Source organism: Caulobacter sp. GW821-FHT09A05, assembly GCF_059418465.1.
In genome coordinates this window covers 155,805-181,302 of the sequence record NZ_JBWKPX010000005.1, presented here as the reverse complement: position 1 = coordinate 181,302, position 25,498 = coordinate 155,805, and the positions used below count along the sequence as shown (strand labels likewise).

Annotated in this window: 28 protein-coding genes and 3 pseudogenes; 21 read left to right on the top strand and 10 right to left on the bottom strand. The window is 64.5% G+C overall.

All coding sequences use genetic code 11. The annotated features are described in order from the left end of the window. The first annotated feature begins 64 nt into the window (after positions 1-64). Entirely contained in the window at positions 65-742 is a 678-nt protein-coding gene (locus AC07NX_RS06870) for a nitroreductase (RefSeq protein WP_494640264.1), read from the top strand. A 63-nt stretch (positions 743-805) separates the two neighbouring features. Here AC07NX_RS06870 and AC07NX_RS06865 read toward each other — a convergent pair whose 3' ends face one another. Continuing rightward, positions 806-1,837 carry a glycosylasparaginase gene (locus AC07NX_RS06865; RefSeq protein ID WP_494640263.1) on the bottom strand — a complete coding sequence of 344 codons (1,032 nt, stop codon included), beginning with the start codon at positions 1,835-1,837 and terminating at the stop codon, positions 806-808. A gap of 71 nt (positions 1,838-1,908) precedes the next feature. Here AC07NX_RS06865 and AC07NX_RS06860 point away from each other — a divergent pair, with 71 nt between their 5' ends. Further along, positions 1,909-2,655: a copper homeostasis protein CutC gene (locus AC07NX_RS06860; protein WP_494640261.1), complete on the top strand. Its 747-nt coding sequence runs from the start codon at positions 1,909-1,911 to the stop codon at positions 2,653-2,655. A gap of 327 nt (positions 2,656-2,982) precedes the next feature. Here the strand turns inward: AC07NX_RS06860 and AC07NX_RS06855 are convergent, their stop codons facing one another. After that, the gene (locus tag AC07NX_RS06855; RefSeq protein ID WP_494640260.1) at positions 2,983-3,990 is read right to left on the bottom strand and encodes a WD40 repeat domain-containing protein; all 1,008 of its coding nucleotides are present in this window, start codon (positions 3,988-3,990) and stop codon (positions 2,983-2,985) included. A gap of 235 nt (positions 3,991-4,225) precedes the next feature. Here AC07NX_RS06855 and AC07NX_RS06850 point away from each other — a divergent pair, with 235 nt between their 5' ends. Both AC07NX_RS06850 and AC07NX_RS06845 read left to right on the top strand, forming a co-directional pair. After that, positions 4,226-4,675 carry a biopolymer transporter ExbD gene (locus tag AC07NX_RS06850; protein ID WP_494640259.1) on the top strand — a complete coding sequence of 150 codons (450 nt, stop codon included), beginning with the start codon at positions 4,226-4,228 and terminating at the stop codon, positions 4,673-4,675. Positions 4,676-4,832: 157 nt separating this feature from the next. Further along, positions 4,833-5,262, top strand: a pseudogene (locus AC07NX_RS06845) (biopolymer transporter ExbD). A gap of 121 nt (positions 5,263-5,383) precedes the next feature. Here AC07NX_RS06845 and AC07NX_RS06840 read toward each other — a convergent pair. Beyond that, the gene (locus AC07NX_RS06840; protein WP_494640258.1) at positions 5,384-6,487 is read right to left on the bottom strand and encodes a CobW family GTP-binding protein; all 1,104 of its coding nucleotides are present in this window, start codon (positions 6,485-6,487) and stop codon (positions 5,384-5,386) included. Between the two features lie 192 nt (positions 6,488-6,679). Continuing rightward, positions 6,680-7,306: a hypothetical protein gene (locus AC07NX_RS06835; protein ID WP_494640256.1), complete on the bottom strand. Its 627-nt coding sequence runs from the start codon at positions 7,304-7,306 to the stop codon at positions 6,680-6,682. A 93-nt stretch (positions 7,307-7,399) separates the two neighbouring features. On the opposite strand from AC07NX_RS06835, the gene AC07NX_RS06830 reads away from it, so the two are divergent. From AC07NX_RS06830 to AC07NX_RS06815, 4 genes are all read left to right on the top strand, one after another. Then, on the top strand, positions 7,400-8,149 hold the full coding sequence (locus AC07NX_RS06830) for a hypothetical protein (RefSeq protein ID WP_494640254.1): 750 nt from the start codon (positions 7,400-7,402) through the stop codon (positions 8,147-8,149). 146 nt (positions 8,150-8,295) lie between these two features. After that, the gene (rplU, locus tag AC07NX_RS06825) at positions 8,296-8,808 is read left to right on the top strand and encodes a 50S ribosomal protein L21 (protein ID WP_028038840.1); all 513 of its coding nucleotides are present in this window, start codon (positions 8,296-8,298) and stop codon (positions 8,806-8,808) included. An 81-nt stretch (positions 8,809-8,889) separates the two neighbouring features. After that, positions 8,890-9,159 (top strand): 50S ribosomal protein L27, encoded by a 270-nt coding sequence (gene rpmA, locus AC07NX_RS06820; RefSeq protein ID WP_035073813.1) that lies wholly within the window; start codon positions 8,890-8,892, stop codon positions 9,157-9,159. A 202-nt stretch (positions 9,160-9,361) separates the two neighbouring features. Beyond that, positions 9,362-9,895, top strand: coding sequence for a GNAT family N-acetyltransferase (locus tag AC07NX_RS06815; RefSeq protein ID WP_494640253.1), 534 nt, complete (start codon positions 9,362-9,364; stop codon positions 9,893-9,895). A gap of 187 nt (positions 9,896-10,082) precedes the next feature. Here the strand turns inward: AC07NX_RS06815 and AC07NX_RS06810 are convergent, their stop codons facing one another. Further along, positions 10,083-11,036, bottom strand: a complete 954-nt coding sequence (locus AC07NX_RS06810; RefSeq protein WP_494640252.1) for a hypothetical protein — start codon at positions 11,034-11,036, stop codon at positions 10,083-10,085. 211 nt (positions 11,037-11,247) lie between these two features. Between AC07NX_RS06810 and obgE the strand changes: the two genes are divergently transcribed. Next, positions 11,248-12,312, top strand: a complete 1,065-nt coding sequence (gene obgE / locus AC07NX_RS06805) for a GTPase ObgE (protein WP_494640250.1) — start codon at positions 11,248-11,250, stop codon at positions 12,310-12,312. Continuing rightward, positions 12,312-13,445 (top strand): glutamate 5-kinase, encoded by a 1,134-nt coding sequence (gene proB / locus AC07NX_RS06800; RefSeq protein ID WP_494640248.1) that lies wholly within the window; start codon positions 12,312-12,314, stop codon positions 13,443-13,445. Before obgE ends, proB begins: the two co-directional genes overlap by 1 nt. 700 nt (positions 13,446-14,145) lie before the next feature. Here proB and AC07NX_RS06795 read toward each other — a convergent pair. Then, positions 14,146-14,787, bottom strand: a pseudogene (locus tag AC07NX_RS06795) (ATP-binding protein); the annotation flags it as partial. Positions 14,788-14,855: 68 nt separating this feature from the next. Between AC07NX_RS06795 and AC07NX_RS06790 the strand changes: the two are divergent. From AC07NX_RS06790 to AC07NX_RS06780, 3 genes are all read left to right on the top strand, one after another. After that, positions 14,856-15,293: a hypothetical protein gene (locus tag AC07NX_RS06790; protein ID WP_494640247.1), complete on the top strand. Its 438-nt coding sequence runs from the start codon at positions 14,856-14,858 to the stop codon at positions 15,291-15,293. Continuing rightward, a complete protein-coding gene (locus tag AC07NX_RS06785) occupies positions 15,290-15,466 on the top strand; it encodes a hypothetical protein (protein WP_494640246.1) in 177 nt (58 codons plus the stop codon). The genes AC07NX_RS06790 and AC07NX_RS06785 overlap by 4 nt, the downstream gene beginning before the upstream one ends. A 146-nt stretch (positions 15,467-15,612) precedes the next feature. Then, positions 15,613-17,001: a recombinase family protein gene (locus tag AC07NX_RS06780; RefSeq protein WP_494640245.1), complete on the top strand. Its 1,389-nt coding sequence runs from the start codon at positions 15,613-15,615 to the stop codon at positions 16,999-17,001. Between the two features lie 857 nt (positions 17,002-17,858). Here the strand turns inward: AC07NX_RS06780 and AC07NX_RS06775 are convergent. The 3 genes from AC07NX_RS06775 to AC07NX_RS06765 form a co-directional block, all read right to left on the bottom strand. Then, positions 17,859-18,467 carry a hypothetical protein gene (locus AC07NX_RS06775; protein WP_494640243.1) on the bottom strand — a complete coding sequence of 203 codons (609 nt, stop codon included), beginning with the start codon at positions 18,465-18,467 and terminating at the stop codon, positions 17,859-17,861. A 412-nt stretch (positions 18,468-18,879) separates the two neighbouring features. Then, a complete protein-coding gene (locus AC07NX_RS06770) occupies positions 18,880-19,251 on the bottom strand; it encodes a hypothetical protein (RefSeq protein WP_494640242.1) in 372 nt (123 codons plus the stop codon). A gap of 92 nt (positions 19,252-19,343) precedes the next feature. After that, positions 19,344-19,838, bottom strand: coding sequence for a hypothetical protein (locus tag AC07NX_RS06765; protein WP_494640240.1), 495 nt, complete (start codon positions 19,836-19,838; stop codon positions 19,344-19,346). Between the two features lie 106 nt (positions 19,839-19,944). On the opposite strand from AC07NX_RS06765, the gene AC07NX_RS06760 reads away from it, so the two are divergent. Continuing rightward, positions 19,945-20,178, top strand: a complete 234-nt coding sequence (locus tag AC07NX_RS06760; RefSeq protein ID WP_494640239.1) for a helix-turn-helix domain-containing protein — start codon at positions 19,945-19,947, stop codon at positions 20,176-20,178. 103 nt (positions 20,179-20,281) lie between these two features. Continuing rightward, a complete protein-coding gene (locus AC07NX_RS06755) occupies positions 20,282-20,611 on the top strand; it encodes a hypothetical protein (protein WP_494640238.1) in 330 nt (109 codons plus the stop codon). 270 nt (positions 20,612-20,881) lie between these two features. On the opposite strand, the gene AC07NX_RS06750 is transcribed toward AC07NX_RS06755, so the two are convergent. Continuing rightward, on the bottom strand, positions 20,882-21,157 hold the full coding sequence (locus AC07NX_RS06750) for a DUF6471 domain-containing protein (RefSeq protein ID WP_494640237.1): 276 nt from the start codon (positions 21,155-21,157) through the stop codon (positions 20,882-20,884). 117 nt (positions 21,158-21,274) lie between these two features. Here AC07NX_RS06750 and AC07NX_RS06745 point away from each other — a divergent pair. The 6 genes and pseudogenes from AC07NX_RS06745 to AC07NX_RS06720 form a co-directional block, all read left to right on the top strand. Next, positions 21,275-22,237 (top strand): annotated as a pseudogene (locus AC07NX_RS06745) (IS1595 family transposase); the annotation flags it as partial. Positions 22,238-22,583: 346 nt separating this feature from the next. Beyond that, entirely contained in the window at positions 22,584-22,772 is a 189-nt protein-coding gene (locus AC07NX_RS06740) for a hypothetical protein (protein WP_494640235.1), read from the top strand. Between the two features lie 857 nt (positions 22,773-23,629). Then, the gene (locus AC07NX_RS06735; protein ID WP_494640234.1) at positions 23,630-23,896 is read left to right on the top strand and encodes a DUF3892 domain-containing protein; all 267 of its coding nucleotides are present in this window, start codon (positions 23,630-23,632) and stop codon (positions 23,894-23,896) included. 120 nt (positions 23,897-24,016) lie between these two features. Then, complete coding sequence (locus tag AC07NX_RS06730) at positions 24,017-24,205, top strand: YodC family protein (RefSeq protein ID WP_494640233.1); 189 nt, start codon at positions 24,017-24,019, stop codon at positions 24,203-24,205. After that, entirely contained in the window at positions 24,202-24,735 is a 534-nt protein-coding gene (locus AC07NX_RS06725) for a hypothetical protein (protein ID WP_494640232.1), read from the top strand. Before AC07NX_RS06730 ends, AC07NX_RS06725 begins: the two co-directional genes overlap by 4 nt. Positions 24,736-24,893: 158 nt before the next feature. After that, a complete protein-coding gene (locus AC07NX_RS06720; RefSeq protein ID WP_494640230.1) occupies positions 24,894-25,475 on the top strand; it encodes a hypothetical protein in 582 nt (193 codons plus the stop codon). Positions 25,476-25,498: the final 23 nt, after the last annotated feature.

Genomic DNA, 25,498 nt, shown 5'->3' with positions numbered 1-25,498 from the left:
TGCGGCCGGATGCTAGCCAAGCCTCTGTCGCGGCGATAGCCGTCCAACCGCTAGCGAGGCCTTGATGACCCAGTTCAAGACGGTTTCCGAAGCCGTCGCGCGCCGGATGTCGGTCCGCGCCTTCAGGCCCGACCCCGTGCCGGGCGCCCTTGTCCGCGAGCTGCTCGAGGCGGCGGCCCGCGCCCCGTCGGGCGGCAACCTTCAGCCCTGGATCGTGCACGCCCTGGCCGGCGAACCGCTCGAGGCATTCAAGGCCCTGGTCGCCTCGCGGCTGATGGACCGCGACGAGCCGGAATACCATGTCTATCCGCCGAACCTCTGGGAGCCGCTGCGCACCCGTCGCTACCAGGTCGGCGAGGACCTCTACGGCGCGCTAAACATCCCGCGTGAAGACAAGCTGGGCCGCCTTCAGCAGTTCGCCAAGAACGCCGAGTTTTTCGGCGCGCCGGTCGCCCTGTTCTTCTCGGTGCATCGCGACTGCGGTCCGCCGCAATGGGCCGACATCGGCATGTACATGCAGACCCTGATGCTGCTGGCCGTCGAGCGGGGCCTGGACACCTGCGCCCAGGAGTTCTGGTCGGCCTATGGCAAGCTGGTCGCCACCTTCCTGGACCTGCCCGCCGACCACATGCTGTTCTGCGGCATGGCCCTGGGCTATCGCGACGAGACGGCGGCGGTGAACGCCTGGCGCTCGCGCCGGGACCCGTTCGAGGCATGGGGGTCGATGCGCGGGTTCGAGTAGTCGGCGGCGGTCCTCCGCGCCGCCATAACCCTTAGGTCATCGGCGGCGACCTGCTGGCCAAGCTCAGTAAAAGCTCTGCCCCGCCACCAGCCGATCCTGCCGCGCCCCGTCGCACAGGGCGTAGGTGAAGCCCTTCTGGATCGCCCAGGCCCCGACCTGCCCCTGCTTGTTGACCGCCAGGAACCCCACCTGGATGTCCTTGGCCTGAGGCTTCTTCTTCAGGATCCGCGCGACGGCTTCCTTGCAGGCGTCCTGGGGCGAGCGACCCTGGCGCATCAGCTCGACGACCAGGAAGCTGCCGACGTTGCGGATCACCTCCTCGCCGACCCCGGTCGAGGTGGCCGCGCCGACGTCGTTGTCGACATAGAGCCCGGCCCCGACGATGGGCGAATCGCCGACCCGGCCGCGCAGCTTCCAGGCCATGCCGCTGGTGGTGCAGGCGCCCGACAGGTTTCCGTTCGCGTCGAGGGCCAGCATGCCGATGGTGTCGTGGTTGCCCGCCCCGCCCGGCGTGCCCAGCTGGCCGGAGGTCCTGCCGTAGTCGCCGACCTCGCTGTTGGCCTTGGGCGCGTACTTGGCGTCCTTCTTCCAGGCCTCCCAGGCGGCGCGGGACTCGGGCGTCAGCAGCTCCTCGCGCGGAAAGCCCTGCTCCTGGGCGAACTGCAGGGCCCCGGCCCCGACCAGCAGGACGTGGGGGGTCTTCTCCATCACCGCCCGGGCCACCGAGATCGGGTGGGCGATGTGCTCGAGGGCGGCGACGGCGCCGCAATTGCCCTGCTCGTCCATGATGCTGGCGTCCAGCGACACGTGGCCGTCGCGGTCGGGATAGCCGGCCCGGCCGACGCTGTGGTTCTTCAGGTCCTGCTCGGGGACGCGGGCCCCGGCCTCGACGGCGTCCAGCGCCCGACCGCCCTTGCTTAGGATCGCCCAGGCCGCCTGGTTGGCCGGCACGCCGAAGTCCCAGGTGGAGATCACGCAGGGCCGGGTCAGCTGGATCCCCGCGCCGCCGGTCGGCTCGGCGGCGACCGCCGCGCGGGCGCCCGCCAGCCCCGATCCGATCAGGGACGCGCCGATTAGGCCTCTGCGATTCAGCATGGGTGTGCTCCAAGAACGCTGCCGACAACCTTGTCGGCGAATCCCCTAGCACGAGCCTGGAAGAGGCGAAGATGGCCGACCGCATTATCCTGGAAGTCTGTGTCGATACGCCCGCCGGATTGGCGGCGGCGATCGCGGGCGGCGCGGATCGGATCGAACTGTGCTCGGCCCTGGCCCTGCAGGGCCTGACCCCGGCGCCCGGGCTGATGGCCATCGCCGCCGAGGCGGAGATCCCGATCTATCCGATGATCCGGCCGCGCAACGGCGACTTCGTCTATGACGCCGGCGACCTGGACGCCATTTTCCGCGACATCGACGCCGTGCGGACCGCGGGCCTGGCCGGGGTGGTGATCGGGGCCAACGCCCCGTCGGGCGAGCTGGACGCCGACGCCCTGTCGATGCTGGTCGCCCATGCCGAGGGGCTGGGCGTGACCCTGCACCGCGCCTTCGACCTGACGCCGGATCCGCTCGCGGCGCTGGAGACCGCCATCGACCTGGGCTTCGAGCGGATCCTGACCTCGGGCTGCGCCCTGAACGCCATGGCCGGGGCCGAGACGATCGCGGCGCTGGTCGAGCGCGCCGCCGGCCGCATCGCCATCCTGGCCGGCGGCGGGGTCAATCCGTCGAACGTCGCCGAGCTGGTGGCGCGGACGGGCGTGAGCGAGGTGCACGGCTCGTGCAGCGGACCGATGACCTACGGCCTGGGCCAGGGTCACGCGGATCGCGCCTACAAGCTGGGCTTCGTGCAGGACGGACTGAGGGATACGGACCGGGAGACGGTGGCGGCGGTCGTGAAGGCGCTGCGGGGGCAGGGCTAAAGCGAACCCTCCCCCACAGGGCAGGGCTGTCGCATATGGATTTGCTCTGAAAAAATCTGTCATCCCGGACAAGCTCGGCAGAGCCGAGCGCCGATCCGGGACCGCCGGAAGCTCTGAGTTCACGCCCCGGTCCCGGATCTTCGCGCTGCGCGCTCGTCCGGGATGACAACCGTTTTGAGGCATATGCGATACCCCTCCCCCTGTGGGGGAGGTGATCGCGTAGCGATCGGTGGGGGGAGTTTTAGGGTCGTCGATCGTGGATCTGGCCGCCTGCCGATCACGCCCCCACCGTCGGCTACGCCGACACCTCCCCCACAGGCGGAGGATTTAGAACCGCGTGTCCATCGCCGGGATCGCGATGACCCCCGCCTCGCCGTCCTCGTCGCCCCAGGCCAGCCGGCTTCCGTCGGCCGAGACCGACAGGGCGCTGATCGCAGCGCCCTTCTCGGCCTTCAGGGTCTCGATGCGGCCCGAGCGCATGTGGGCGCCCCAGATCTTGCCGTTGTCCTGGCCGGCGATGGCCACCGGCAGAGCCTCGACGCCGGCCACCTGCACGACCATCGAGTCGCGCGAGAAGCCGATCTCGGCGGCTTCCTTGCCCATCGGGCCGCTGGCGCCGGCGAACGGCCAGACCACCGCGCCGTTGGCGCCGGCCGTGACCATCAGATTGCCCTTGTCGAAGAAGGCCAGGCTCTTGATCTTGGCCGGATAGCCGCCCATCCGCATGTCCTTGGCGTCCGACAGGCGCCAGCCGTGCAGCTGGTTCTCCTGCATCGACGAGACCAGGAACTTGCCGTCGGGGCTGAACATCGCGGCGATGTGGCTGCCGGCCCATTTCATCACCTGCGGCTTCTGGCCCTCGATCCGGGCCCACCACAGCGAGACGCCGCCGTAGCCGGCCGTGGCCAGGCGACGACCCTTGGGATCGAAGGCCAGGCCCGAGACGGTCTTGTCGTGGACGAAGACGCGCAGGAACTTCGGATCGGCCGAGTCGCGGACATGGGCTTCCTTGCCGGCCGTGAAGGCGATCAGACCGGAGACGGCGCTGGCGGCCACGTGCTCGATCCAGCGGCCCTTGACCTCGGCCACCAGGGTGGCGGCCACCTCGTCGCCCTCGACCCGGCTCCAGACCACCTTGCCGTCGTCGCCGCCGGTGACGATCCCACGCCCGGAGGGGTGGACGGCGGCGGCGAGGACGGCGCCTTGGTGGGCCTCGACCGTAACGAATCCGCCCTCGTTCTCGAATCGGACCGTGCCGTCGCCCAGGGCGAAGGCGGCGCGACCGGCGCGGTCGAACAGGGCGGCGGTGACATAGGCGTCGAAGGAATAGATCATCCGCGCGCCATACCGCGCCCCGATGCGGGCGCCTAGTCGCGCGTCAGTTCGCGCCCAGCGCGAGCGGGATTAGAGGAACCCGCCATTTGAACGCCGTTCCGCCAAAAAGAGTCACAAAAGGGGTTGCCATCGCGCCGCGTCGTCGGGCTTTACTTCCGCGCCCGTCTGCGCCAGACGTGGCGATCTAACATTTTCGGGACCGCGACAGACGCGGCCCTTGGGAGACAGTCAGGCTATGGCGGCTAAACTTGCTGGCGGTGGGGGCGGTCGTTATTCGCTCGGCCAGAACTCCGAAATCAACGTCACGCCCTTCGTCGACATCCTGCTCGTGCTGCTGATCATCTTCATGGTCGCCGTGCCGATGGCGACCGTGGCGATCAAGGTCGACCTGCCGCCGGCGACCCCGCCGCCGCCGAACGCCCCCAAGCCGAAGGAGCCGGTGTTCATCTCGATCCAGAAGTCGGGCGCGCTGTACGTCGCTGAAAAGCAAACCAGCCTCGACAACCTGCAGTTCGACCTGGACCAGAAGTTCAACGAAACCGGACAAGCCGGCCCGAAGGACGACCAGCGCGTCATGGTCCGCGCCGACGCCGACGTGACCTATGCCGACTTCATGGGCGTGCTGAACGCCCTGCAGACCGCCGGCTGGTACAAGGTCGGCCTGATCAACGAAGACATCCACTAGGTCTTCGCCGATCGGCGAGAAATCAGGGGCCGGACGCCAAGCGTCCGGCCCCTTTTTCATGCCTGTCGCTCGCGCGCTTTACAAACGTAAGAAAGAAGAGAAACTACACCTGTAACTTCAATCGACCCTCGAACCGGGCAAGAGGAGGAGACAGGTCATGGCGGCGAAATTCGCGGGCGGCGGCAGCGGCGGAGCCTATGCGATCCGGCAGAACGCGGACATCAATGTCACGCCGTTCGTCGACATCCTGCTGGTGCTGCTGATCATCTTCATGGTCGCCGTGCCGATGGCGACAACCTCGATCAAGCTCGACATGCCGCCGGCCCGGGACACCGCGGCCCCGCCCAAGCCGCCGGTGCTGATCTCGATCCAGGACTCGGGGGCGCTGTTCCACCAGCCTGGGGACCCTGTCCCGGGACCTGAGCGCCAGCTTCACCGCGAATGGCCAGGAGGGCCCCCGCAAGGACCAGCGCCTGATGGTCAGCGCCCAGGCCGACGTGCCCTATGAGGCGCTGATGGGCGTGATCGACCGGGTCCATACCGAAGGCTGGACCCAGATCGGGATCGTCAACGAGGACTTGCGCTGACCCAGCGCGGAGCCCCTCCGCCCCTTCGGGCCACCTCCCCCAGAGGGGGAGGATTTGTCGCAGCGGGGATGCTCCCCCTCTGGGGGAGCTGTCGCGAAGCGACTGAGAGGGCTTGCCGTCCCTAGACCGCCGTCGCCTCGAAGCCGGCCTTCAGCTCGGCCTCGTCCAGGTCGCGGCCGATGAACACCATGCGGCTGTAGCGCTTGTCCTTGTCGGTCCAAGGCCGCTGGAAGTCGCCCTCCAGGATCATGTGCACGGCCTGGAACACCAGGCGGCGCTCCTCGCCCTTCACGTCGATGATGCCCTTGGCGCGCAGGATGTCCGGACCGCGACGGGCCAGCAGCTCGTTGAGCCAGGTGGTGATCTTCTGGCCGTCGACGGGCTTGTCCAGGGTGAGGGAGATCCCCTTCACGCCGTCGTCGTGGATGTCGCTCTTGTGGTCGTGACCGTGATGGTGGTCGTGACCGCAGTGCTCGTCGTGCACGTGCCCATGATCGTGGTCATGGTGGTGGTGATCGTGGCCGCAGTGCTCATCGTGCACGTGGCCGGCCTCGCCATGGGCCGGGTTCAGGAATTCCGGCTCCAGCTCGGTGATCCGCTCCAGGTCGAAGCTGTGCTTGCCGATGATCGCGTCCAGCGGGACGTTCGAGCGCTGGGCGCGGTGGATCGGGGCCAGCGGGTTGATGCGCTTGATGCGGGCCTCGACGTGGCGTAGGTCGTCCTCCGAGACCAGGTCGGTCTTGTTGAGCACGATCTGGTCGGCGAAGGCGATCTGCTCGACGGCTTCCTTGCTGTCGCCCAGGCGCAGCAGGATGTGCTTGGCGTCGACCACGGCGGTGACCGAGTCGAGATAGGTGCGGGCCTTGACGTCGTCGTCGACGAAGAAGGTCTGGGCCACCGGGCCCGGATCGGCCAGGCCGGTGGTCTCCACCACGATGGCGTCGAAGCCGCCCTTCCGTTTCATCAGCCCCTGCAGGACCCGGATGAGATCGCCGCGCACCGTGCAGCAGACGCAGCCGTTGTTCATCTCGAACACTTCTTCGTCCGCCCCGACCACCAGATCGTTGTCGATGCCGACCTCGCCGAACTCGTTGACGATCACGGCGTAGCGCTTGCCGTGCTCCTCGGTGAGGATGCGGTTGAGCAGGGTGGTCTTGCCGGCGCCGAGATAGCCGGTCAGCACGGTGACGGGGATCTTGCCGGTTTGCGCGGGGGTCTGGGTCATGCGCGCTATTTAGGAGGGATCCGCTCGATGTGAAAGCACCCCCTGAACTCCGCTCATCCCGGCGAATGCCGGGACCCAGATCCCAAGGCGTGGACTCTGATTGGAAGAGCACGGCGCCCAAGGAACCCGCTCCGGAGCCATTCCATCTGGGTCCCGGCCTTCGCCGGCATGAGCGGCTTAAAAATAAAGACCTCAGGTCTTCAGGAACGCCACTGCGGCGCCGATCAGGATCAGGGCGGCGCCGAGGATGATCTCCTCATATTGCTCCAGCCGCTCCAGGCCCAGGCGGTTGAAGCCCGCCAAGCTGAGGCCGGTGAACACCAGCATGCCGGCCGCGGTCGCGGTCATCAGCACCACGCTCAGGACGACGAAGCCGATCACCCCGTGCTCCATCCCCGCCAGGTAATAGGGCAGGAAGGCCTCGCACGGCGACAGGGTCAGCAGCACGACCAGGGCGGTGATGGCCGCCTTGTCCGAGGCGAACTTGCGGGTCCCGTCCATCGTCGCGTGCCGGTGGCGGCCCCGCACCAGGTAGAAGAGGCCGATGGCCGCCATCAGCCCGCCGACGATCCAGTGGAAGGAGTCGCCCAGGTGCGGCTGGGCCACCAGGCCGGCGGCCACCACCGCCAGGCCCAGCAGGATGGTCAGGCCCACATGGCCCAGCCCCGCCAGCAAGGTGACGCCCAGGGTGCGGCCCGTCGTCCACCTCTGGGCGCGCCCCACCAGCACGAACGGCAGCCAGTGCGTGGGCAGGGCGGCGTGCAGGAAGGCCACGGCGAACCCGGTGGCGGCGACGGAGGCGAAGAAGGTGGTGTTCACGCCACCGGCTATATACTGTTATAAAATAACATGCCAGCAACTCTCTTGCGCTTCGTGCGCGGGATCCTGGCCGCCATGGTATGAAGCGCGGCCATGACACCGGAACCCGATCTGCAAGCCGCGCTGGATGCGGTCTACGCCGCTTTCCAGCGCCATAGGCGGCCCATCGTCCTCGAGGCTGCGCCCGGTCGCAATCCGAAGCAGATTCTGGCCCGACTCTCCGCCCGCCCCCTGGCCGAGCTCACCGCCGACGACTTCGGCGGCTATATGGGCTGGGCCATGACGACGGTCGGTGGCGCGAACGACTACAGGCACTTCCTGCCACGCATCCTGGAGCTCTGCGTGCGGGGTCCGGCGCGGGTCCACTTAGGCGGCGACGCCGAGGGCCTCGCGCGCAAGATCGTCTATGGCGAATTCTCCGACTGGACGGCGGACGAGCGCGCCGCGATCGTGGCGGCGTTCGACGCGGCCTGGCGCCAAGCCCTGCGGACCTTGCCGGAGGAAGAAGAAGCCGAGGACTGGCTGCGGGGGCTGATCGTCCTGGGCGAACCGATCGAGGCGCGCCTGGCGGCCTGGCTGGCCAGCGACGACCACCGCGCGGGACTGCACCTGGCCGACGCCGTCAACTCGGAAATCTTCAGGCGCTCGAACGCGCGCTCCTGGTTCGGCGACGGCGACGACTACGCCGCCTATCAGGCCTATTCCACATGGCTGGCCGGATCGGCCGTGCGCGAACGGCTGGAGCGGCTGGTTCTGGAGATCGACGGCGAGGACGAGGCCTGGCGCCTGGAACAGGCCCTGGACGTTTCGATGCCCCCGTATCCGGACGTTTGGCGCGGCTAGGGCTGCGTCGCTATTTTAGTCAAGCCGCGCCCCCGTTGCCGTTGACTCACGGACTTTCGAAGGTATAAATGCGCCCCTCTCGCCCGCCGGGTCTCCTCGCGGGCGTTCCCTATTTTGCGAACGCACGTTTCTTAAGGCGCTAACCTATGTACGCGGTGATCAAAACCGGCGGCAAGCAGTACCGGGTCCAAGCCGGCGACCTGCTGGTTGTCGAAAAGCTCGACGGTGAACCGGGCGCGGAAGTCGCTTTCGGCGAAGTCCTGATGCTTGGCGAAGGCGAGGCCGTGACGGTCGGCGCCCCTCTCGTGGACGGCGCTGTCGTCTCCGGAACCCTGCTCGAAACCCGCAAGGGCGAGAAGGTGAAGATCTTCAAGAAGATCCGCCGCCAGGGCTATCGCCGCACCCGCGGCCACCGCCAGACCGAGTCGGTCATCCGCGTGACCTCGGTCGCCGGCGGCGGCAAGGAAACCAAGTGGGACGGCGCCATCGACCTGACCCCGAAGGTGATCCTGAACGCCCGCGCCCGCGGCCTGGGTGACGCCGCCGTCCCGGCGACGATCCCGACCGCTCCGGTGAAGGCCGAAGCCGCCCCCGCTCCGAAGAAGAAGGCCGCGCCGAAGAAGGCCGCCGCCGAGACCGCTCCGGAAGCCGAAGCCTGAGACCCTCGCGGGGCTCGATGAACGATTAGCTTGATCCAGGTCTCTTTCGAGATACCAGATCAAAGGAACTAGGAGGCCACCATGGCTCACAAGAAATCTGGCGGTTCGTCCAGCAACGGCCGCGACTCGGCCGGTCGCCGCCTTGGCGTGAAGAAGTTCGGCGGCCAGAAGGTCGCCGCCGGCAACATCATCATCCGTCAACGCGGCACCAAGTTCTATCCCGGCGCCAATGTCGGCATGGGCAAGGACCACACCCTGTTCGCCCTCATCGAGGGCGCGGTGGCCTTTGTCACCAAGCGCAACAACCGGACCTACGTGAACGTGGCTCCGGCGGCCCAGGCCGCCGAATAGCGCGAACCGCGTAGAAACCGGGTCGCGCTTTCCAAGAGAAAGACGATCCGGACAGACGAGACCTCAAGCGGGGAGTCCGGACGCCGGGCTCCCCGCTTTTGTTTTGTCCGCGCTCGAAATTTCTTGGCCGCAAAAGGACCCCAGGCCTGAAATCCGAGCGACACGGTCCCCACCTAGAAGGACCGAGAACGGGAGACGCGCCATGTGCGTGATCGAGAAGGCTCCGATCATCCAGACGCGGCGGCTGACGCTGCGGACTCCTGGAAGCCAGGACGCGCCGCGGATCGCGGCGTTGTGCGACGACTATGCGATCGCCAAGATGACCACCCGCATGCCCTGGCCCTACAGCCAGGGCGACGCCGACGGCTTCGTGGCCCGCTGCCAGGTCCAGGACCCGCGCAAGGACGCCACCTTCGTGATCGACCACGAGGACGAGGGCGTGGTCGGGGTGTTGGGCTTCTTCACCCCGCCGGTCGGCCACCTGGAAGTCGGCTACTGGATCGGCCGGCCCTACTGGGGTCGCGGCCTGGCGACCGAGGCCGCCCAGGGCGCCCTGGCCTGGGCCAGGACCGACTGGCGCAGGAAGCTGGTGGTCGCCGGCCACTTCGCCGACAACCCGGCCTCGGGCCAGGTGCTGGTCAAGGCCGGCTTCCTGTACACGGGCGTCGTCGAGCACAAGCCGTCCACGGCGCGGGGAGAGTCCGTGCCGACGCGGATGATGGTCTGGCTGGCCTAGGTTCTGTGGACCGTCAGGCGTTTGGCGTCGAGGCTGCGCCCTCGTCCTTCGACAGGCTCAGGATGAGGGCTACTGGTAAGGCGGTTGAGTAGAATTCCTCATCCTGAGCTTGTCGAAGGACGAGGAATTCGGCTCAAGACCGTCATCAACTGCCCACAGATCCTAGTTTCGCGAAAACGCAAGGTCTCTAAGCCGCCCGGTGCGTCGCCACGACCTTCTGCGGGCCTTCGCGGAAGCGCTTCTCGGCGACCACGATCCGCTCGCACAGGGCGTCCAGGTCGCTGAGCAGCGAATAGGTGGCGTAGATCGGGATTTCCATCATCGCCACCTGGGCGCGGGGCATGAACTCGCAGTACTTCTTCCACGCCAGGTGGCTGTCGCGGGCGTTCATGGCCCGCTGGCCCAGCGGGTTCCACAGGTTCAGCGCCATCAGCTCGTCCCGGCACTCCTTCATCACCGGCAGGGCGATGTAGAGGAACAGGAAGGTCGGGGTGGCGGCGCGGGCGAACTGGGGCTGCACCTGCATGTGCCAGATGCGGAAGGCCTCGAAGAAGTTGGCCTTGCGCGTCGGATCCGGCGGCAGCCACTGCAGGTCCGGATTGATCAGTTCCTGGGCCGAGCCCGAGCGCTTGACCAGCTCGTCGGCCGTGCGGCCGTCGGCCATGGTCTTGTTCAGGGCGTTGATCGGAATCGCCAGGCGCTTGGCGACCTCGGTATAGGCCACCTGGCGGCCGGCCATCGGCGTCCACTGGCCGAAGTTCGGAGCGTTGGGGGCCTGGGCCCGCTTCATCGCCGCGGCCTGGTGCATCAGCTGGTGGGCTTCGCGGCTCTTGGCGGCCTGCTGGCGGTCGAACTCTTCCTCGTGGGCGGCCTGCTCGTCCGGCGTCATCCACCGCGCCCGGCCAGGGCCGTAGGTGCGTTCGTTGCGATTGAGCAGGATGAAATTGTGCGCGTCGCTCGGCCGACGGCCGACGGCGATCAGGAAGGCGCGGAAGTCCCGCCATTCCGGCGCCAGGCCCGTCCCCCGGCTCATCAGCATGTTGCGGTGGAGCGACGCCTCGTGGGTGTACTTGCGGCACAGGGTCGGCAGCGTCAGGTCCTGCAGGTCATGCGCGAATTCGGCGTCGGAAATCGTCGTCAACGCCAGCCCTCCCCGCGCGCTAGTCCCGTCCGCTTGCTCATAGGACCGTATGTCGCACGATCAGTTTTAACATTTCGTCACGATGCCGAACGCGGTTCGGCATGGGAAAGCGCGGCCAAACGACCGGATTCCGATCCCCAAACGCCTTCCAGGCTTGGCCGTAGGCGCGTTTCGGCTCGACGGATTAGCCGCCTTGCGACAAAAGACGCTCATGAAATTCTTGGACCAGTGCAAAATCTATGTCCGCTCCGGCAACGGCGGCGGCGGCGCGGTCTCGTTCCGACGCGAGAAGTACATCGAATACGGCGGCCCCGACGGCGGGGACGGCGGGCGGGGCGGCGACGTGTGGATCGAGGCGGTCGAGGGCCTCAACACCCTGATCGACTACCGCTACCAGCAACACTTCAAGGCCGGGACGGGCGTCCACGGCATGGGCCGGGCCCGCCACGGCGCGGCCGGCGAGGACGTGATCTTGAAGGTTCCCGTCGGCACCCAGGTGCTGGAGGAGGACAAGGAGACCCTGATCGCCGACCTCGACACCGCCGGCATGACCCTGCGCCTGGCCAAGGGCGGCAACGGCGGCTGGGGCAACCTGCACTTCAAGGGCCCGGTCAACCAGGCCCCGAAATACGCCAATCCCGGCCAGGAGGGCGAGGAGCTGTGGGTCTGGCTGCGGCTGAAGCTGATCGCCGACGTCGGCCTGGTCGGCCTGCCCAATGCCGGCAAGTCGACCTTCCTGGCCGCCGCCAGCGCCGCCAAGCCGAAGATCGCCGACTATCCGTTCACCACCCTGACCCCGAACCTGGGCATGGTCGACCTGTCGACCAGCGAGCGTTTCGTGATGGCCGACATTCCCGGCCTGATCGAGGGGGCCAGCGAGGGCGCGGGCCTGGGCACCCGTTTCCTGGGCCACGTCGAGCGGTCGGCCGTGCTGATCCACCTGGTGGACGCCACCCAGGACGACATCGCCGGCGCCTGGACCACGATCCGCGGCGAGCTTGAAGCCTATGGCGACGAGCTGGCCGACAAGTCCGAGATCCTGGCGCTCAACAAGATCGACGCCCTGGACGACGAGACCCGCGCGGCCAAGGCCGCCGAGCTCGAGGCCGTGGCGGGAACCAGGCCGATGCTGGTCTCCGGCGTCTCCGGCGAGGGCGTCACCGAGCTGCTGCGCGCCGCCTACACCCAGGTGCGCATCCGCCGGGGCGACGCGATCGAGGAGATCGAGGACGACGAGGATCACGTCGAGGAGACCCCCGGGGGCTGGACTCCGTAATGGCGGCTTCGGGGGAAGCGCTCAGCCGCGCCAGACGCATCGTCTTCAAGGTCGGCTCGGCCCTGCTGGTCGACGCCGCGACCGGGGCCGCCGATCGCGCCTGGCTGGACGCCTTCTGCGCCGACCTCGCCCGGCTGCGGGCCCGGGGCCAGCAGGTGGTGGTGGTGTCGTCCGGGGCCGTGGCCCTGGGCCGCCGGCGCCTGGGCCTGACGGGGCGCAAGTCCCTCACCCTGCCCGAGAAGCAGGCCGCCGCCGCCGCCGGCCAGTCGGTGCTGATGCGGGCCTGGGAGGAGGCGCTGGAGCCGCACGGGGTCGGGGCGGCCCAGATTCTGCTGACCCGCGACGACACCGAGGTGCGCCGCCGCTGGCTGAACGCCCGCGCCACCGCCGAGACCCTGATCGCCCTGAACGTCGTGCCCGTGGTCAACGAGAACGACACGGTGGTGACCGAGGAGATCCGCTACGGCGACAACGACCGCCTGGCGGCCCGCGTGGCCCAGATGGTCGGCGCCGACCTGCTGGTCCTGCTGTCCGACATCGACGGCCTCTATACCGCCGACCCCCGCCGTGACCCGTCGGCCGCCCATATCGCGCGGGTCAGCGAGATCACCGCCGAGATCGCCGGCATGGCCGAGGGGGCCAACGCCTCGGCCGGGGTCGGCACCGGCGGCATGGCCACCAAGATCGCCGCCGCCCGCATCGCCCGGGCCGCCGGCTGCGCCACCCTGATCACCCTGGGCTCGCGCCCCTCCCCTCTCCAGGCCATCGAGGACGGCGCCCTGGCCACGGTGATCGAGGCCGGGGCCTCGCCCGCCGCCGCCTACAAGGCCTGGATCGCCGGCTCCCTGGCGCCCCAGGGCTGGCTGACCGTCGACGCCGGGGCCGCCGCCGCCCTGGCCAGCGGCAAGAGCCTGCTCTGCGCCGGGGTCCGCGCCGTCGAGGGCCCGTTCGACAAGGGCGACGCCGTGCGGGTCCGCGACGAGACCGGCCGCGAGGTGGCCCGCGGCCTGGTCCGCTACGACAGCGCCGACGCCCACCGCATCGCCGGCCTGCGCTCGGACGCCATCGAGGCCGAGCTGGGCTTCACCGAAGGCCCTATGATCCACGCCGACGACCTGGCGGTGGGGAGCTAGCGACCCGCCGCCAGGCCCTCCCCCTGTGGGGGAGGCGATCGCGCAGCGATCGTTGGGGGGTAGCTTTGGGATCGTCGATCGTAGAACGGGCCACCTTCCGATCACTCCCCCTCCGTCGGCTTCGCCGACACCTCCCCCACAGGGGGAGGATCTGGTAGGCGCGGCTTCGCCGCCTCACGCGATCTCTCGCTGAGCGGATGGGAAGGGTGCGAAGCGCCCGGGCCTCGCCCGGATGATTTGCAGTTTTGAGTACCGTTTCGACGAAGTTCAGGCGCTTCGCGTGGAGCCGTTATCCGGAAGCCTTCGGGTCGCGGATTCTTAACCCGCTCCGATGGAGGCCCCCGACGGGCAGGGTGTTGGCTCACCCTGGACCGCCCGGGCGATTTCAGCCCGGGCCTGCCGGCCTGATCCGCCTGTCCCGGGCGCCGAAGCTTCGTCGCGAGGCGAACCTGCTCCGAACCAACCCGGGATGCTTCCGAGGAAGCGCGGCGGACAAGGCCTTCCCGTTCGTCCACCCCTAAAAGCCGCATCGGTCGCCGTACGTGCGCCCTCCCCGTGCCTTCAGGTGAGGTCAGGATAAGGTCAGCTCGAAGGGGTGAGGACCAAATCGGGTCGAGAAAAATTAAGGCGTTGAAATCATTGAACGCGAGTCGCCATCCGCCGAGCATAAACATCCCACCGGCCCGTCCGACCGAGACGCTCAGAACACCCCCTCGCCGTTCATCGTCCCCATCGCGCTGGTCCGGCGATGGGCCAGGGCCTCGGCGACATGCACACGGCGGACGCTGGCCGCGCCCTCCAGGTCGGCGATGGTGCGGGCCAGGCGCAGGACGCGGGTCCAACCCCGGGCGCTGATCTGACCGGCCTCGGCGGCGCGGGCCAGCAGGCCGCGCCCGGCCTCGTCGAGGTCGGCGATCTTTTCCAGGTAGCGGCCTTCGGCCCGGCCGTTCAGCGCCTCGGCTCCGACCGGCGCGTTCTCGATCGCCTCGGCCCGCTCCAGCTGCAGGCGGCGGGCCTGGGCGACCCGGGCGGCGACCTCGGCCGTGCCCTCGGACGGCGGCGGCAGGGCCAGGTCGGCGGCGGTGACGGCGGGCATGTCGACCGCCAGGTCGATCCGGTCGAGCAGCGGCCCGCTGACCCGTCCCTGATAGTCGCGGATGCAGCGCGGCGCCTTGCCGCACGCCCCGCGCCCGGCCCCGCCGTGGCCGCAGCGGCAGGGATTCATCGCCGCCACCAGCTGCACCCGGGCCGGATAACGGACATGGGCGTTGGCCCGGGCCACCATCACCTCTCCGGTTTCCAGCGGGCCCCGGAGGCTGTCGAGGGCCTGGACCCCGAATTCCGCTCTTATGGCGGAAACACACCTAGCCGCTTGAGACGCAAGTTGTTGTTCTTGCTACGTTCTTCCGCATGCAAAACAAGCCTGAACGCCCCAACACCATCGCCGGCCTCCTTGAGAAGCGCGCCCAACTGGCGGGCATGATCAAGTTCCACCGCGCCGAACTGCGCAAGGTCGTTTGCGATCTCGACCACATCGACGCGACGATCCGCATGTTCGACGCGAACGCCGACATTAGCCGCGTCGCCCGATATCCGACCAAGCATCGCGCCACCAAGGGGCAGGCGTCAGTCTTTGTCCTGCGGATGTTGAAGGCGGCGGACCGGCCGCTGACGTCGCTCGAAATCGTCCACGCACAGATCAAAGCGCGCGGGCTGAAGGCAGACGAGGAGACGGTGGTCCTGATGCGAAAGCGCGTGGGCGCCACGCTCACCGCGCAGCAATCTCTGGGGTACGTGCGGTCGATCCCGATGGAGGGACGATACAAGGGCTGGGAGTTGGTCCGATGACCCCTTCCCGCATTGGGCCGCTGCGGTTCACCCGTGGGCGCCACGCCTACATCGTCGCGCCGGCTTACGACGGCGAAGGCTACATCGGCCTCCGGGACGGCCGGATTGTCGCCCGCGATCAGGAGCGCGCTCAGGTGGCGCGGGCGTTGATCGCCGGTGGAGCGGCTCGCTAGGGCACCATGTTTCCAACGTCTTCCACAGTTCTTTGCCGTGAACCCGTCGTTAAACGTTGGATTCTCCGAAAATACGACTTTTCACGCCCTTTACCTCTCGTCGCTAAGCGTCCACGCGCGCCGGCTCCTCAAGGACGGAGCACCACGTGCAATTTGCCCAGCAAGCCACTCCACGAATCCCCGCAGCGCAGTACGTGCGCATGTCGACCGAGCACCAACGCTACTCCCCGGACAACCAGCGCGCGGCGATTGCGAAGTACGCGGAAGAGCGGGGCTACGAGATCGTGCAGACCTATATCGATGCCGGGAAGAGCGGACTGACCCTCAAGGGGCGCGAAGGTCTAAAGTCCCTTCTCCGTGACGCGGTGTCCGGCGACGGCGCCTTTGCCGCAATCCTGGTGCTGGATGTAAGCCGATGGGGTCGGTTCCAGGACATCGATCAAGGGGGCCACTACGAGTGGCTGTGCCGCTCCGCTGGCGTGCCCGTCCACTACGTGGCGGAGCCGTTTGAACAGGATGGCACCGCCACCTCCAGCCTAATCAAGCAGCTCAAGCGGGTCATGGCGGGGGAATATAGCCGCGAACTGTCGGCCAAGGTGTTCTTCGCCCATTCACGATATGCCGCCGCCGGGTACCTTCAGGGTAAATACATCTCCTATGGGGTCCGATGGCTCTTGGTTGATGAAAACGGCGCCGCGAAGGGGGTGCTGGAGCCCGGCGACTGGAAGGCAATGAGGACTGACCGCGTTGTGCCTATCCCCGGTCCCGCAAAGGAGGTCGCGGTCATCCGGCGGATTTTCCGCCTGTATGTTCGAGGTCGGAGCTATCAGCGGATTGCCGATCTTCTAAACAAGGAGGGCATCCCCGCCGAACGCGGTAAGAAATGGACCTGCTACAAGGTCGAACGGATCATCCACCACGACTTCATCTTGGGCCGCTATACGTACAACCGCACTTCACGTCGCCTCGGGACGGATTGCAAACAGAACCACCCCGACGAATGGATCAGCACCCAGGCGTTCGCTCCGCTCGTCAATCCGCAACTTGTTCACGCCGCCCGGCATAATCCGCGTCCGGGCACGACCAACAAGTACAGTACGAGCAGGCTGCTGCGCGATCTGAAACGATTGTATGCGAAGCACGGAAAGCTCACCTATCGCCTGATCAGGGAGGCCCCCCACATGGCAGGGCCGGCAACGTATCAGGACCGGTTTGGAACCTTGGCCGAAGCCTACAGCCTTGTCGGCTATCATCGGATCAACTGGGCGGTAAGGCGGGCGCAGATCGTGAACCTCACGACCGACGAGTTGCTCGCCGGCCTCCGGCGCTGCCACGACCGTCATGGATACATAAGCGCGAGCGTGGTGGACGCCGACGGCAGCATTCCCGGAACGACCTACTATCGCAAGATATTTGGGAGCCTTTCCGCAGCTTACGATCTAGCGGAACTCCCCAACAGCGACTGGCATTCCAGGCTGCTCGCAGGCATTCGGCGCCATAAGGAAGGTAGCCATTCAGATGGGGAGGCACCGTGATCCGAGCCTCACGCCCTCATCGTCGCGCGCGCGCCTATGACGGTGATGGTTACATCGGACTGCGCGACGGCCGGATCGTCGCCCGCGACAATGAGCGGGCGACGGTAGCGCGGGCGCTTATCGCCCCGCAGGTGAGCGGAGTCGCTCCCCCTGACATACCTACTAGTGAGACTGATCTATTCGTGACTATTACGTAAGTCTTTCAAGGCACGATCTCGACATTGAACGGCTTGCTCGATGCATCGCATTCTCTCCTCGTGAGAAATGACAGCGTCATACTCACACATCGGACAGATGAGGCGATCGGTTACGTGTAGATCGTGTCCCCCTATTTCAAAAATATGGCTGCATTGCTGATTGCTGCACGTGAAATTGAACTTGACGTTGCTAGCGTCCTCGCGCCGAGGTGGTCGATCGCGCCGACTAGACATGCCGCCCCCGTCAAGCGTATATACCGTGTAACTACGGAACCGGTTCATAACCGGCGGCCTTCATGCAGCTAATCCATACGACGAGATATTTGATCTCCGGTGAACCTTGGCCAACTGGCGCCATATTCGCGGTGACCGCGCACTTAGCTTTGTCCTGTTCAAACTGTTGATCAGTAACGGGGGAGCCCACATGACGCCACGGCCTCGACATGTACCAGTTCAGAGAACCGACTGGCGCAGTCGCCTTCGTGGTCGGCTCAAGTTGTGGTGACTGAGGTGGGGTCTGAAAGCCCATTGTACTGATCATCGCCAATACAACTGCCGTCAGTTGATTTGCGTGCATGGCCTCGAACCTTAGACGTTCGCAACAGTATCACTGTACGCGCATGCTCCCACTACTGCGAGTTAGGGTGCGGACCTGCGACGTCAGGCCACATCATCATGATGGGAATTCCAGACTTCATAAGACCGGTGCGTCAGGGCCTCAGATGCATCCTCTGCATGTTTTATGCGGTCCTTAATCCCTTCCAGGCAGGAGTCGAGACCACGCAATGAACTGAGCGTATCCCATGAAGCGAAGGTTTCGAGGGCTGCGCGCGTAGCCAGGATCAAGTCGGGATCAGGCGGCGCGATGCGCTCCAGAGCGAGCAGCGCGCCTTCTATGCGCCGACCGGTGAGGATGAAATCTCCCGCGACGGCCGCGCGCGGCCCAGTATCCTCTTCCTGCAATCGATGCTTTTCGAGGTTCGCCGCGCGGGTGAGTTGCGCGATGATGTTGATGCCGGCGTTGACGTATCCTGTCACCGCCTCCCTACGAGCAGTAATCCGGGCTTCTCGTCCACGCCGTTCTTGTTCGGCCAGCGCCTTGCGGTCGCGAGCCTCGGCTTTCTGTTCGGCCTCAAGCGCCTCCGCTTTGGCCTTGTTCGCCATGGTATTTTCCCGGACGGCCACCGCGAGCGCGACAATCAAAGCGAATAGCGACAGCGTACCCTGGTTCGCTTCCGCCACTGGCAACCACGTCAACGAATCTACCATCGGCCATTCCCACCCTCTTTGACTCCAGCCGCGCGCATCATATCGCCCACCGACCTACCGCCGAGGACGCACCGGGCGACAACGCGGTCATAGCTGCGGTGATCGGCGACGCACGAGATCGTTTTGCCTCTGGTGATCCTTTCCAGCGTCGCCTTGGCCTGAGCCCCACCTGGAGCGTGAAGTTCCGGGGCGTAGAAATCCTCCAACCGCACCTCCACCCACCGGTCGGTTGAGGTACCGAGCGCGACACATAGGCTGTCGCCGTCCCCGACATACGAGACAGGACCAGTGAACCGGGCGCCGTCATGTAGGTGAGCGGGCATCGGTCCACGGTCGGGAATCGCCTTGCATGGATCGGCGAGTGCGGGAGCTGCTGACACCAGCACCAAGCCTCCGAGAATGTATGCAAGCTTCATTTGGAGCTTTTTCCGAGAGGAGCGGGTGTATAACGCCACGCCATCTCAGTTGAACCTTTGTGCTGGGCTATGGTGAGTTCGATCAACTCTCCCTCGTCCTCTCCACCGCATTGTTCACAGCGGAAGCGAATGACAATGCCGTCGCGGCGGGCGCTCGGATTACCCGAATCTTTCGAAACGACTTCATCCATCGTCACGCTGCGTCCGCTCGCAACCGTCTTGACGAGCGTTTTGTCGTCTTCCCCTCGGTCGAAGATCGTGACGTCCAGGTGATGCAGGAAAAAGGCGCCGCAACGCGGGCACGCCACGTCTGACGACGTGCCGTTGTTGTGCATGAGCACGTTTGGGGTGGTGATGATATTGGGCATGCTTACGCCCTCCCGGCGAAAAGTTGCGGAAACACTACCCCATCGCGAGTTACAAGGTGAAGCTCTCCATTTGCTCCGCCGAATTATCCCGCTTATGGCGCATCCGCCTGCCGCGCCCGTCGCATGCAGTCCGAGGGATCGGCGCGAAATTCCGCCACGTCACACAGCCTGATCCCCTTCGCGGCCGCCCTGGCTTTGCGCCGCTCCTCGGTAGCGTTGGCCTGATCGAACTTCGCGAACAGGGAGTCCCAAGTCGCGGGTGTGGTGGAGCGGACCTGATTGCATCCCATGGCCTCCCAATACGCAGGGCTGGGGTCATCGATAAGGCTGGAACCAGAGTCGCCAATGAAGGTGACGGATCGCTTCACGCCCGCTGCGGTCCGCGCTTCGGTACAGGACGTGCGTTCGTCGGGGCGCCACGTTCGAATTGACAGGCCGTTCGATGAGGCTGGTGGGGCTTCGCCCAGCGCGGCTGACCACGCCTTGGGGTCGCCCAGGCAGTTGCCGCCAAGCGGACACGGCGCCGCCAAAACGGCACCGGGATAGACGAAAAGAAGAGCGATTGTCGCCAGTCGACCGAGGCGCATGGGTGACCCCTAGTAGTTGAACAGGGTCTATCTTGCCTATCAAGAGTTACCAAAATAGGCAGAATGGATCCTGGAGCCAAACTGCCTGCCGCCGCCACATTCCGGGATGGATTGGGCGGCGATCGTTGGAGCGAATATTCGCCGGCTGCGTAAGGCGAAGGGCCTGACGCAGGAGCAGCTTGCCCACGAGTCAGGGGTGGCGATGCGGTACGTCGCCGGCGTCGAGCGGGGCGAAGAGAACCCGTCGCTTAAGTTCCTAGTGAAAATCGCAGAAGCGTTGGGAGCGGAACCAGCTGTGTTGCTCGCGCCAAGCCTCGCTAAACAAGCTGGCGGCGAGTGAGAGGCACCGCTGAAGCGTGTGCAACTAAAGGTTTGGTAAGGGGTGTTGCCTACCCTGATCCGGGGCGCTGCTTGCGCCTGCTTTTCCTTCATGGAAGTGACACATGCCTGGCCGTCCGACCGAAAAACTATTTGTAGTTACCGACATACAAAGCGAAATACTAGTAGATGGTCCTAAATTTAAATCACCGCCAGCAACAATTGAATCCGTCGAAATATATAATTTTCATGATGGCCAGAAAGATAAAAATAAGTTCCCGGATGGTTTACACGATTTTAATTTGACCTGCGGTGGCGTCGATTGTTCCAGGATAATATTGGAAGGATGGACCTTAGAGGCGGCCAAAGACTGGTTTACAAGCTCAAAACCAATGATAGCGCGTTGCGAATGTGGTGCGTATAACGCATTACCGGGTAGAATGGTCGACCTCTAAGCTACATCCCGCGATAGCGTTGAATGAGCCCGCCAGACTGCAATAAGTTCCTCTAGAGTGACGCTCCTGTCTAGATACGGGAACCGATCTGGATAGTTGGCGGGCCGGTTGATCGTAAAAGCACGTCCGTCGGGAAGGCGGTAAACCGTTTCGACGGTTTCATTGGATTTGGAAATTACATTCATCATCGCCATGGAGCCGTGATCAAGGTTGAATCTTGATTTTCCCCCGGATTTTCAAAATGTCAAGAATTGTACCCAAGCGCATGAGCTAGACTCGATCTATATCGTCATGAAAATTCGGAAATTTTGGAAATATCTCTCGATCAAACACTCTGATGGTGGGTAACCCCATCGCGAGATAGCAGAGGATCATGAACGCGGCTGAGAAATTGCCCCGATTGATCTTGTTCCGCAGATTTCGTTCGTTCTCCATTTCACCAAGTTTGTTCAGGCCGTCTGCCAGGGACGCGTAGGTGAAGCCGTGTCGCTTCATATCGGCTTGTAACAACCGCTTCACTAGCTCTGAACTGTTAATCGCTTGCATTGCGCATCTCCAGGCGTGCAGGCGCATCATATTTGATGCGATTTCGCTTGACCATCTGAATTTTCGCCGCCAAAAGTGCATTAGCATCAAATATGATGCGTTTGCACCAGAAGGCAATTGTCGCAGCACTTTCTCCTCAGCGCCAAAGCGCGAACACTAGGTGTCGTCGAGGTCGCTCGCATGAGCGACGACGAGGCCTATGCCGCGTTCAAGGCGATCCGCTTTGCGGAAAACGGTGGAGAGCCGTTCTGCCCCCAATGCGGCTGTGACGCGATCTACGAGTACCGCGTCCGCCGACTTTTCAAGTGCAAGGCGTGCGAGAAGCAGTTCACCGTCACCTCTGGCACCACCTTCCGCAGCCGAAAGATGTCATTCCAGGACATCTTGTCCGCGATCCTGCTGTTCGTGAACGGCGTGAACGGCCACGCCGCGCTCCGGCTGAGCCGCGATCTCAATTGCTCCTACAAAACAGCCTTCGTTCTCCAGCACAAACTTCGCCGCGCGATGGCGGCGACGCAGGCCGAACACACCCTCACGGGCGTGGTGGAGATCGATGGCGTCTACATCGGTGGGCACATCCGACCAGCGAACATGAAAGCCGACCGCGCCGACGGGCGGAAAGAGTACAACCGCAAACGCCGCTCGATCGTCACCATGCGAGAGCGTCGCGCTGGCGGCCGGTCGCGCGCGGTCGTCGTGAAGGACGAGAAAGCCGCCATTCCCGCGATCAAGGAGATCGTCCATCCAAGCGCGCACGTAGTGACGGACGACCAGACCGCCTACAATCGCTTCTTCATCCCCTTCGCCGACCACTCATCCGTAAACCACACCAAGGGGATGAGCATCCAGGGTGTCCATATCAACGGCGTCGAGGCGCAGCATTCTCGCATCCGCCGAGGCGAACGCGGTGTGTATCTCCAACTCAACGCGGCGCACGCCCAGCGCTACGCCGACGAGATGTCATGGCGCGACGATCACCGCCGCATCAGCAACGGTCAGCAATTCCGGAACGTCCTGGCGCAGGCAACCGCGTTGCAGCCCGACGCGGAACTGGTCGGGTATTGGGAGAAGCGTCCGGCCTGGCTCCTCCAGATCGGGGCGCGGCGCGGGCTAAGGGAACTGACGCGGCGCAAGCGGGGGCGGCAACAGGCTGCCAAGCTCGCACGTGAGCGGTCCACCTGATCGGCTTGCCGCCGTCGCTGTCGATCTGCCTATCAGCGAGAAGCTGTTTGAACGAAACCGTGATCCCGCTCGCCAATTTGGCAATCAGCCGGTTGTCGTTCGGACGCAGGCCAAATCGAGGAGCGATCTCCTGGGCCAGCTCATGTGCGGTTCGCGGTGCCTTGGCCAACTTCAATGCCTTGTACGCTGTCTTTGTCAGGCCGTAGCGGGGCCGGACACGAGGCCTCTTCGGCGTGAGATGGTGGTGCGTCCATTCCGCGTCGAACTCGACGCGAATGCGCAAGCTGATACGGTCCATTCTGTACCGCAGGTCCGCCTTGCGCGCGGTGATCTCGCGGTCGGCTTCCACGATCGCCGCCAGCCCGATGATGGGCTCGATCGCCTCGTCAGCTACTTCGTATTCGCCCAGGAGGCGCGCGTAATCGCGCTCTAGGGCGGTGAGAATTCTCGGGTTTGCCATAACGACAACACACCACCGTTCGCTCAACGGTACGTCATCAGGCGCGGCTAACAGCCAGTTAAAGTAGTGTTTTTGTCGCCGGACTCGCCTGAGCAGGGGAATCGCTACACGTTTTGATAACGATTGCGACCGCTATCCACACCCTATCCACAACAGCTTGCGTTCACCCGCGTTCGGGCTACTAGCGGTAGGATAGGGAGGCGCGGTAAGATCGGCGATATCGGAATTATGGTAAACGAAGGAGCAAGAACGAAACGGGCACGTAGTTCAACCCAGTGGGTTGATAGGAGAGGAATGCGCGGACCAAGTTATCAGGCCGGGACCGACATCACCCCTCTCCTCAACATCGCGAGCGACGTTGTGCGATCTCCGTACCGCGCATCCCCGCGTGGGAGCAAGGTCGGCTGTCCACAGCGTCAGGAATCTTCCTGTTCAACATCTGTGGACAACTTACATGACCCTCAAACCGGGTTCGAATAGCGGCCGCAACGGCGGCATTTTCCAAGAGCAAGGCCCGCGCGGCGGCTCCCGACCGAACTACACGACGGTGCCGGATAACACCCGGCTCCCGCCGACCAGTTCGCCGGGCTCGACGTGGAAGCCGACCCACCGCACTCCCGACAGCAAACGCTAGAGGGAGGCGAACATGGTCGAATATCCGCAACGCCCGATCGTCCCTGAAATGCCGTATCGGCCGACTTCGCCGCCCCAGCGGCCGTCGTTCCCGGACCGGCCGTTCACGCCGCCGGCGCCGCGTCCGCGCTAGGCCCAACGATGGCGCCGGCCTGTCCGGCGCCATCAACCCTGCCCTCTGGAAAATGAGAGAGAAGATGGCTGACGCCCAAGTGACTTGCATCACGAAACCCAACCGCAGCAGCACCCATGAAGCGGTTACCCACCTCGGTGGCGCCAATTGGCGCTGGACCGCGCAAGATGTGATCGCTTCCATCGAGGCCAAGACGAACACCTTCTACACGTTGGTTGGCGGGAAGCGCGCCGACGTTGGCGTTGTGAACGGTAGTCACGGCAAGTACCTGCGCACTCATGCTGACAATCAGTGGAATGACAATCTACTGGCTCTCGCGGAATGCCCTTAGCTTAAGCTCCAGGATGCGAACCCGGTTCGCATTCTGGATGTCTGTTCGAGTAAGCCGCCAAGGCACGCCGGGCGATAAGGGAGAAGTTTGGTCTCCAGTAGTCCAGCCCACGAGGACAATATGGCTGATACTTTTGAAATCGGGGACGTCGTTCGCCTGAAATCAGGCAGTCCGCCTATGACGGTGACGAACGTCGGTGAGGCCGCCATGACTGGCGTGCAGAGCGTTTGGTGCGTCTGGTTCGATCAGAAAATGAACCAGAAGGATGGGGTTTTTCCGCTCGGAACGGTTGAGAAGGCTGGAGCTTGACCATCGTACCCAATCCGTCGGCTAACTTCAACTGGGAAGCGCTCTCAGCGTTGGCAACGCTGGCTGCCACCCTGGCCGCGATGGGGATCGCGCTAGCTACCCATCTGGTGGACAGGCACCGGAGGCGGGAGGTTTCCATGAGCGCCTTGAAGCTCGCTGGCAAAATCTCGAATGACGCCATAGCGTTTTTCAGGATGATCGCTGCACAGGAAACAGCTTCGACCTCAAGTCATAGAGCCAAGTTCATCGTCGGCGGGGCTCAAATGCAAGAACTCTTCCAGAATATGAGTGAGCTTCGACTGATTGATCTTCCGACATTAGCATCTATGGATGCTTACAGTCGTATCCGATCTTATGTGAAGAGCTACGAGAAGGGGTTGGAGGTGCTTATCAACGTTCCCGGCTCCGCCGGGAGGGTCGATACATCTAGCCATCTCCAAGGGTGCATCGCAGCGGCGGACACAATCAATTCGGAATCGAAGGCGTTCGCCATTCAAAAACCCCGCCGCATCGGAAGGGCAAAGCCGTGAACAGAGCTGAGAGAAGGCGTACAGACCGTGAAATAAAGAAGGCAATAGCCTCTGGCGGGGATAACTGCTCACTCTGCGGTGATAATCTAAAACATAATACAAAGACCTATTATGGTAGGCCCGCTAATGGAAAGATGTCCGTGGCGGGAGAATGCTGCGTGGACAAGTTGGAAGAGATTTTTGGCGCAGGGCTGTTTGTCGATAACAAGTACGACTTCTTGAGCGCGCCTAAAGAGGGGAGCGGTAATCCGAAACGAGATATTCCGCCGGACCAAATTGAGAATGCCGTAGCGGGGTTCCAGTCGTTCATCAAAAGTACTGACGAACTGGCTGCGGACGTTTCGAAGAGGGCTGGCACTTCCAGCTACCCAAATCGTATTAATAGGCTCGATTCTCCGTGGAAAGCCGACGACGCCGCGTGGTTTAAAGCGAACGCCGCCCGATCGCATCGTCTTCGGCCCATCTTTCCGGGAGAGGGCGAGACACTACCGCCAGAATATATGAGCACGGCTCTTCCGCCGCGCCACGAAATTCAGATTCTCGTCCGCCAAGTAGAACCGGGTCAACGGATCAGGACGGCATTCGCCCGAAATCTCGATGTCCCGATCCCTGATGCCGAAGCCATTATACACGCCCTCTTCGACACGATGTTTAGCCGACGAGATGCAGATCGCATCATCAGTGTCGCTGAGGTTGCCAGCTTGGCGACGAAATACGCCACCCCAACAACCGATTCATGACGCTACGCCAGTTCAAGAGGAGC

Bases quoted from the DNA above. Each gene is read 5' to 3' on its own strand.
- AC07NX_RS06870 (WP_494640264.1), top strand. From the start codon at position 65: ATGACCCAGTTCAAGACGGTTTCCGAAGCCGTCGCGCGCCGGATGTCG.
- AC07NX_RS06865 (WP_494640263.1), bottom strand. From the start codon at position 1,837: ATGCTGAATCGCAGAGGCCTAATCGGCGCGTCCCTGATCGGATCGGGG.
- AC07NX_RS06860 (WP_494640261.1), top strand. From the start codon at position 1,909: ATGGCCGACCGCATTATCCTGGAAGTCTGTGTCGATACGCCCGCCGGA.
- AC07NX_RS06855 (WP_494640260.1), bottom strand. From the start codon at position 3,990: ATGATCTATTCCTTCGACGCCTATGTCACCGCCGCCCTGTTCGACCGC.
- AC07NX_RS06850 (WP_494640259.1), top strand. From the start codon at position 4,226: ATGGCGGCTAAACTTGCTGGCGGTGGGGGCGGTCGTTATTCGCTCGGC.
- AC07NX_RS06840 (WP_494640258.1), bottom strand. From the start codon at position 6,487: ATGACCCAGACCCCCGCGCAAACCGGCAAGATCCCCGTCACCGTGCTG.
- AC07NX_RS06830 (WP_494640254.1), top strand. From the start codon at position 7,400: ATGACACCGGAACCCGATCTGCAAGCCGCGCTGGATGCGGTCTACGCC.
- rplU (WP_028038840.1), top strand. From the start codon at position 8,296: ATGTACGCGGTGATCAAAACCGGCGGCAAGCAGTACCGGGTCCAAGCC.
- rpmA (WP_035073813.1), top strand. From the start codon at position 8,890: ATGGCTCACAAGAAATCTGGCGGTTCGTCCAGCAACGGCCGCGACTCG.
- AC07NX_RS06815 (WP_494640253.1), top strand. From the start codon at position 9,362: ATGTGCGTGATCGAGAAGGCTCCGATCATCCAGACGCGGCGGCTGACG.
- obgE (WP_494640250.1), top strand. From the start codon at position 11,248: ATGAAATTCTTGGACCAGTGCAAAATCTATGTCCGCTCCGGCAACGGC.
- proB (WP_494640248.1), top strand. From the start codon at position 12,312: ATGGCGGCTTCGGGGGAAGCGCTCAGCCGCGCCAGACGCATCGTCTTC.
- AC07NX_RS06790 (WP_494640247.1), top strand. From the start codon at position 14,856: ATGCAAAACAAGCCTGAACGCCCCAACACCATCGCCGGCCTCCTTGAG.
- AC07NX_RS06785 (WP_494640246.1), top strand. From the start codon at position 15,290: ATGACCCCTTCCCGCATTGGGCCGCTGCGGTTCACCCGTGGGCGCCAC.
- AC07NX_RS06775 (WP_494640243.1), bottom strand. From the start codon at position 18,467: ATGGTAGATTCGTTGACGTGGTTGCCAGTGGCGGAAGCGAACCAGGGT.
- AC07NX_RS06770 (WP_494640242.1), bottom strand. From the start codon at position 19,251: ATGCCCAATATCATCACCACCCCAAACGTGCTCATGCACAACAACGGC.
- AC07NX_RS06765 (WP_494640240.1), bottom strand. From the start codon at position 19,838: ATGCGCCTCGGTCGACTGGCGACAATCGCTCTTCTTTTCGTCTATCCC.
- AC07NX_RS06760 (WP_494640239.1), top strand. From the start codon at position 19,945: ATGGATTGGGCGGCGATCGTTGGAGCGAATATTCGCCGGCTGCGTAAG.
- AC07NX_RS06755 (WP_494640238.1), top strand. From the start codon at position 20,282: ATGCCTGGCCGTCCGACCGAAAAACTATTTGTAGTTACCGACATACAA.
- AC07NX_RS06750 (WP_494640237.1), bottom strand. From the start codon at position 21,157: ATGCAAGCGATTAACAGTTCAGAGCTAGTGAAGCGGTTGTTACAAGCC.
- AC07NX_RS06735 (WP_494640234.1), top strand. From the start codon at position 23,630: ATGGCTGACGCCCAAGTGACTTGCATCACGAAACCCAACCGCAGCAGC.
- AC07NX_RS06730 (WP_494640233.1), top strand. From the start codon at position 24,017: ATGGCTGATACTTTTGAAATCGGGGACGTCGTTCGCCTGAAATCAGGC.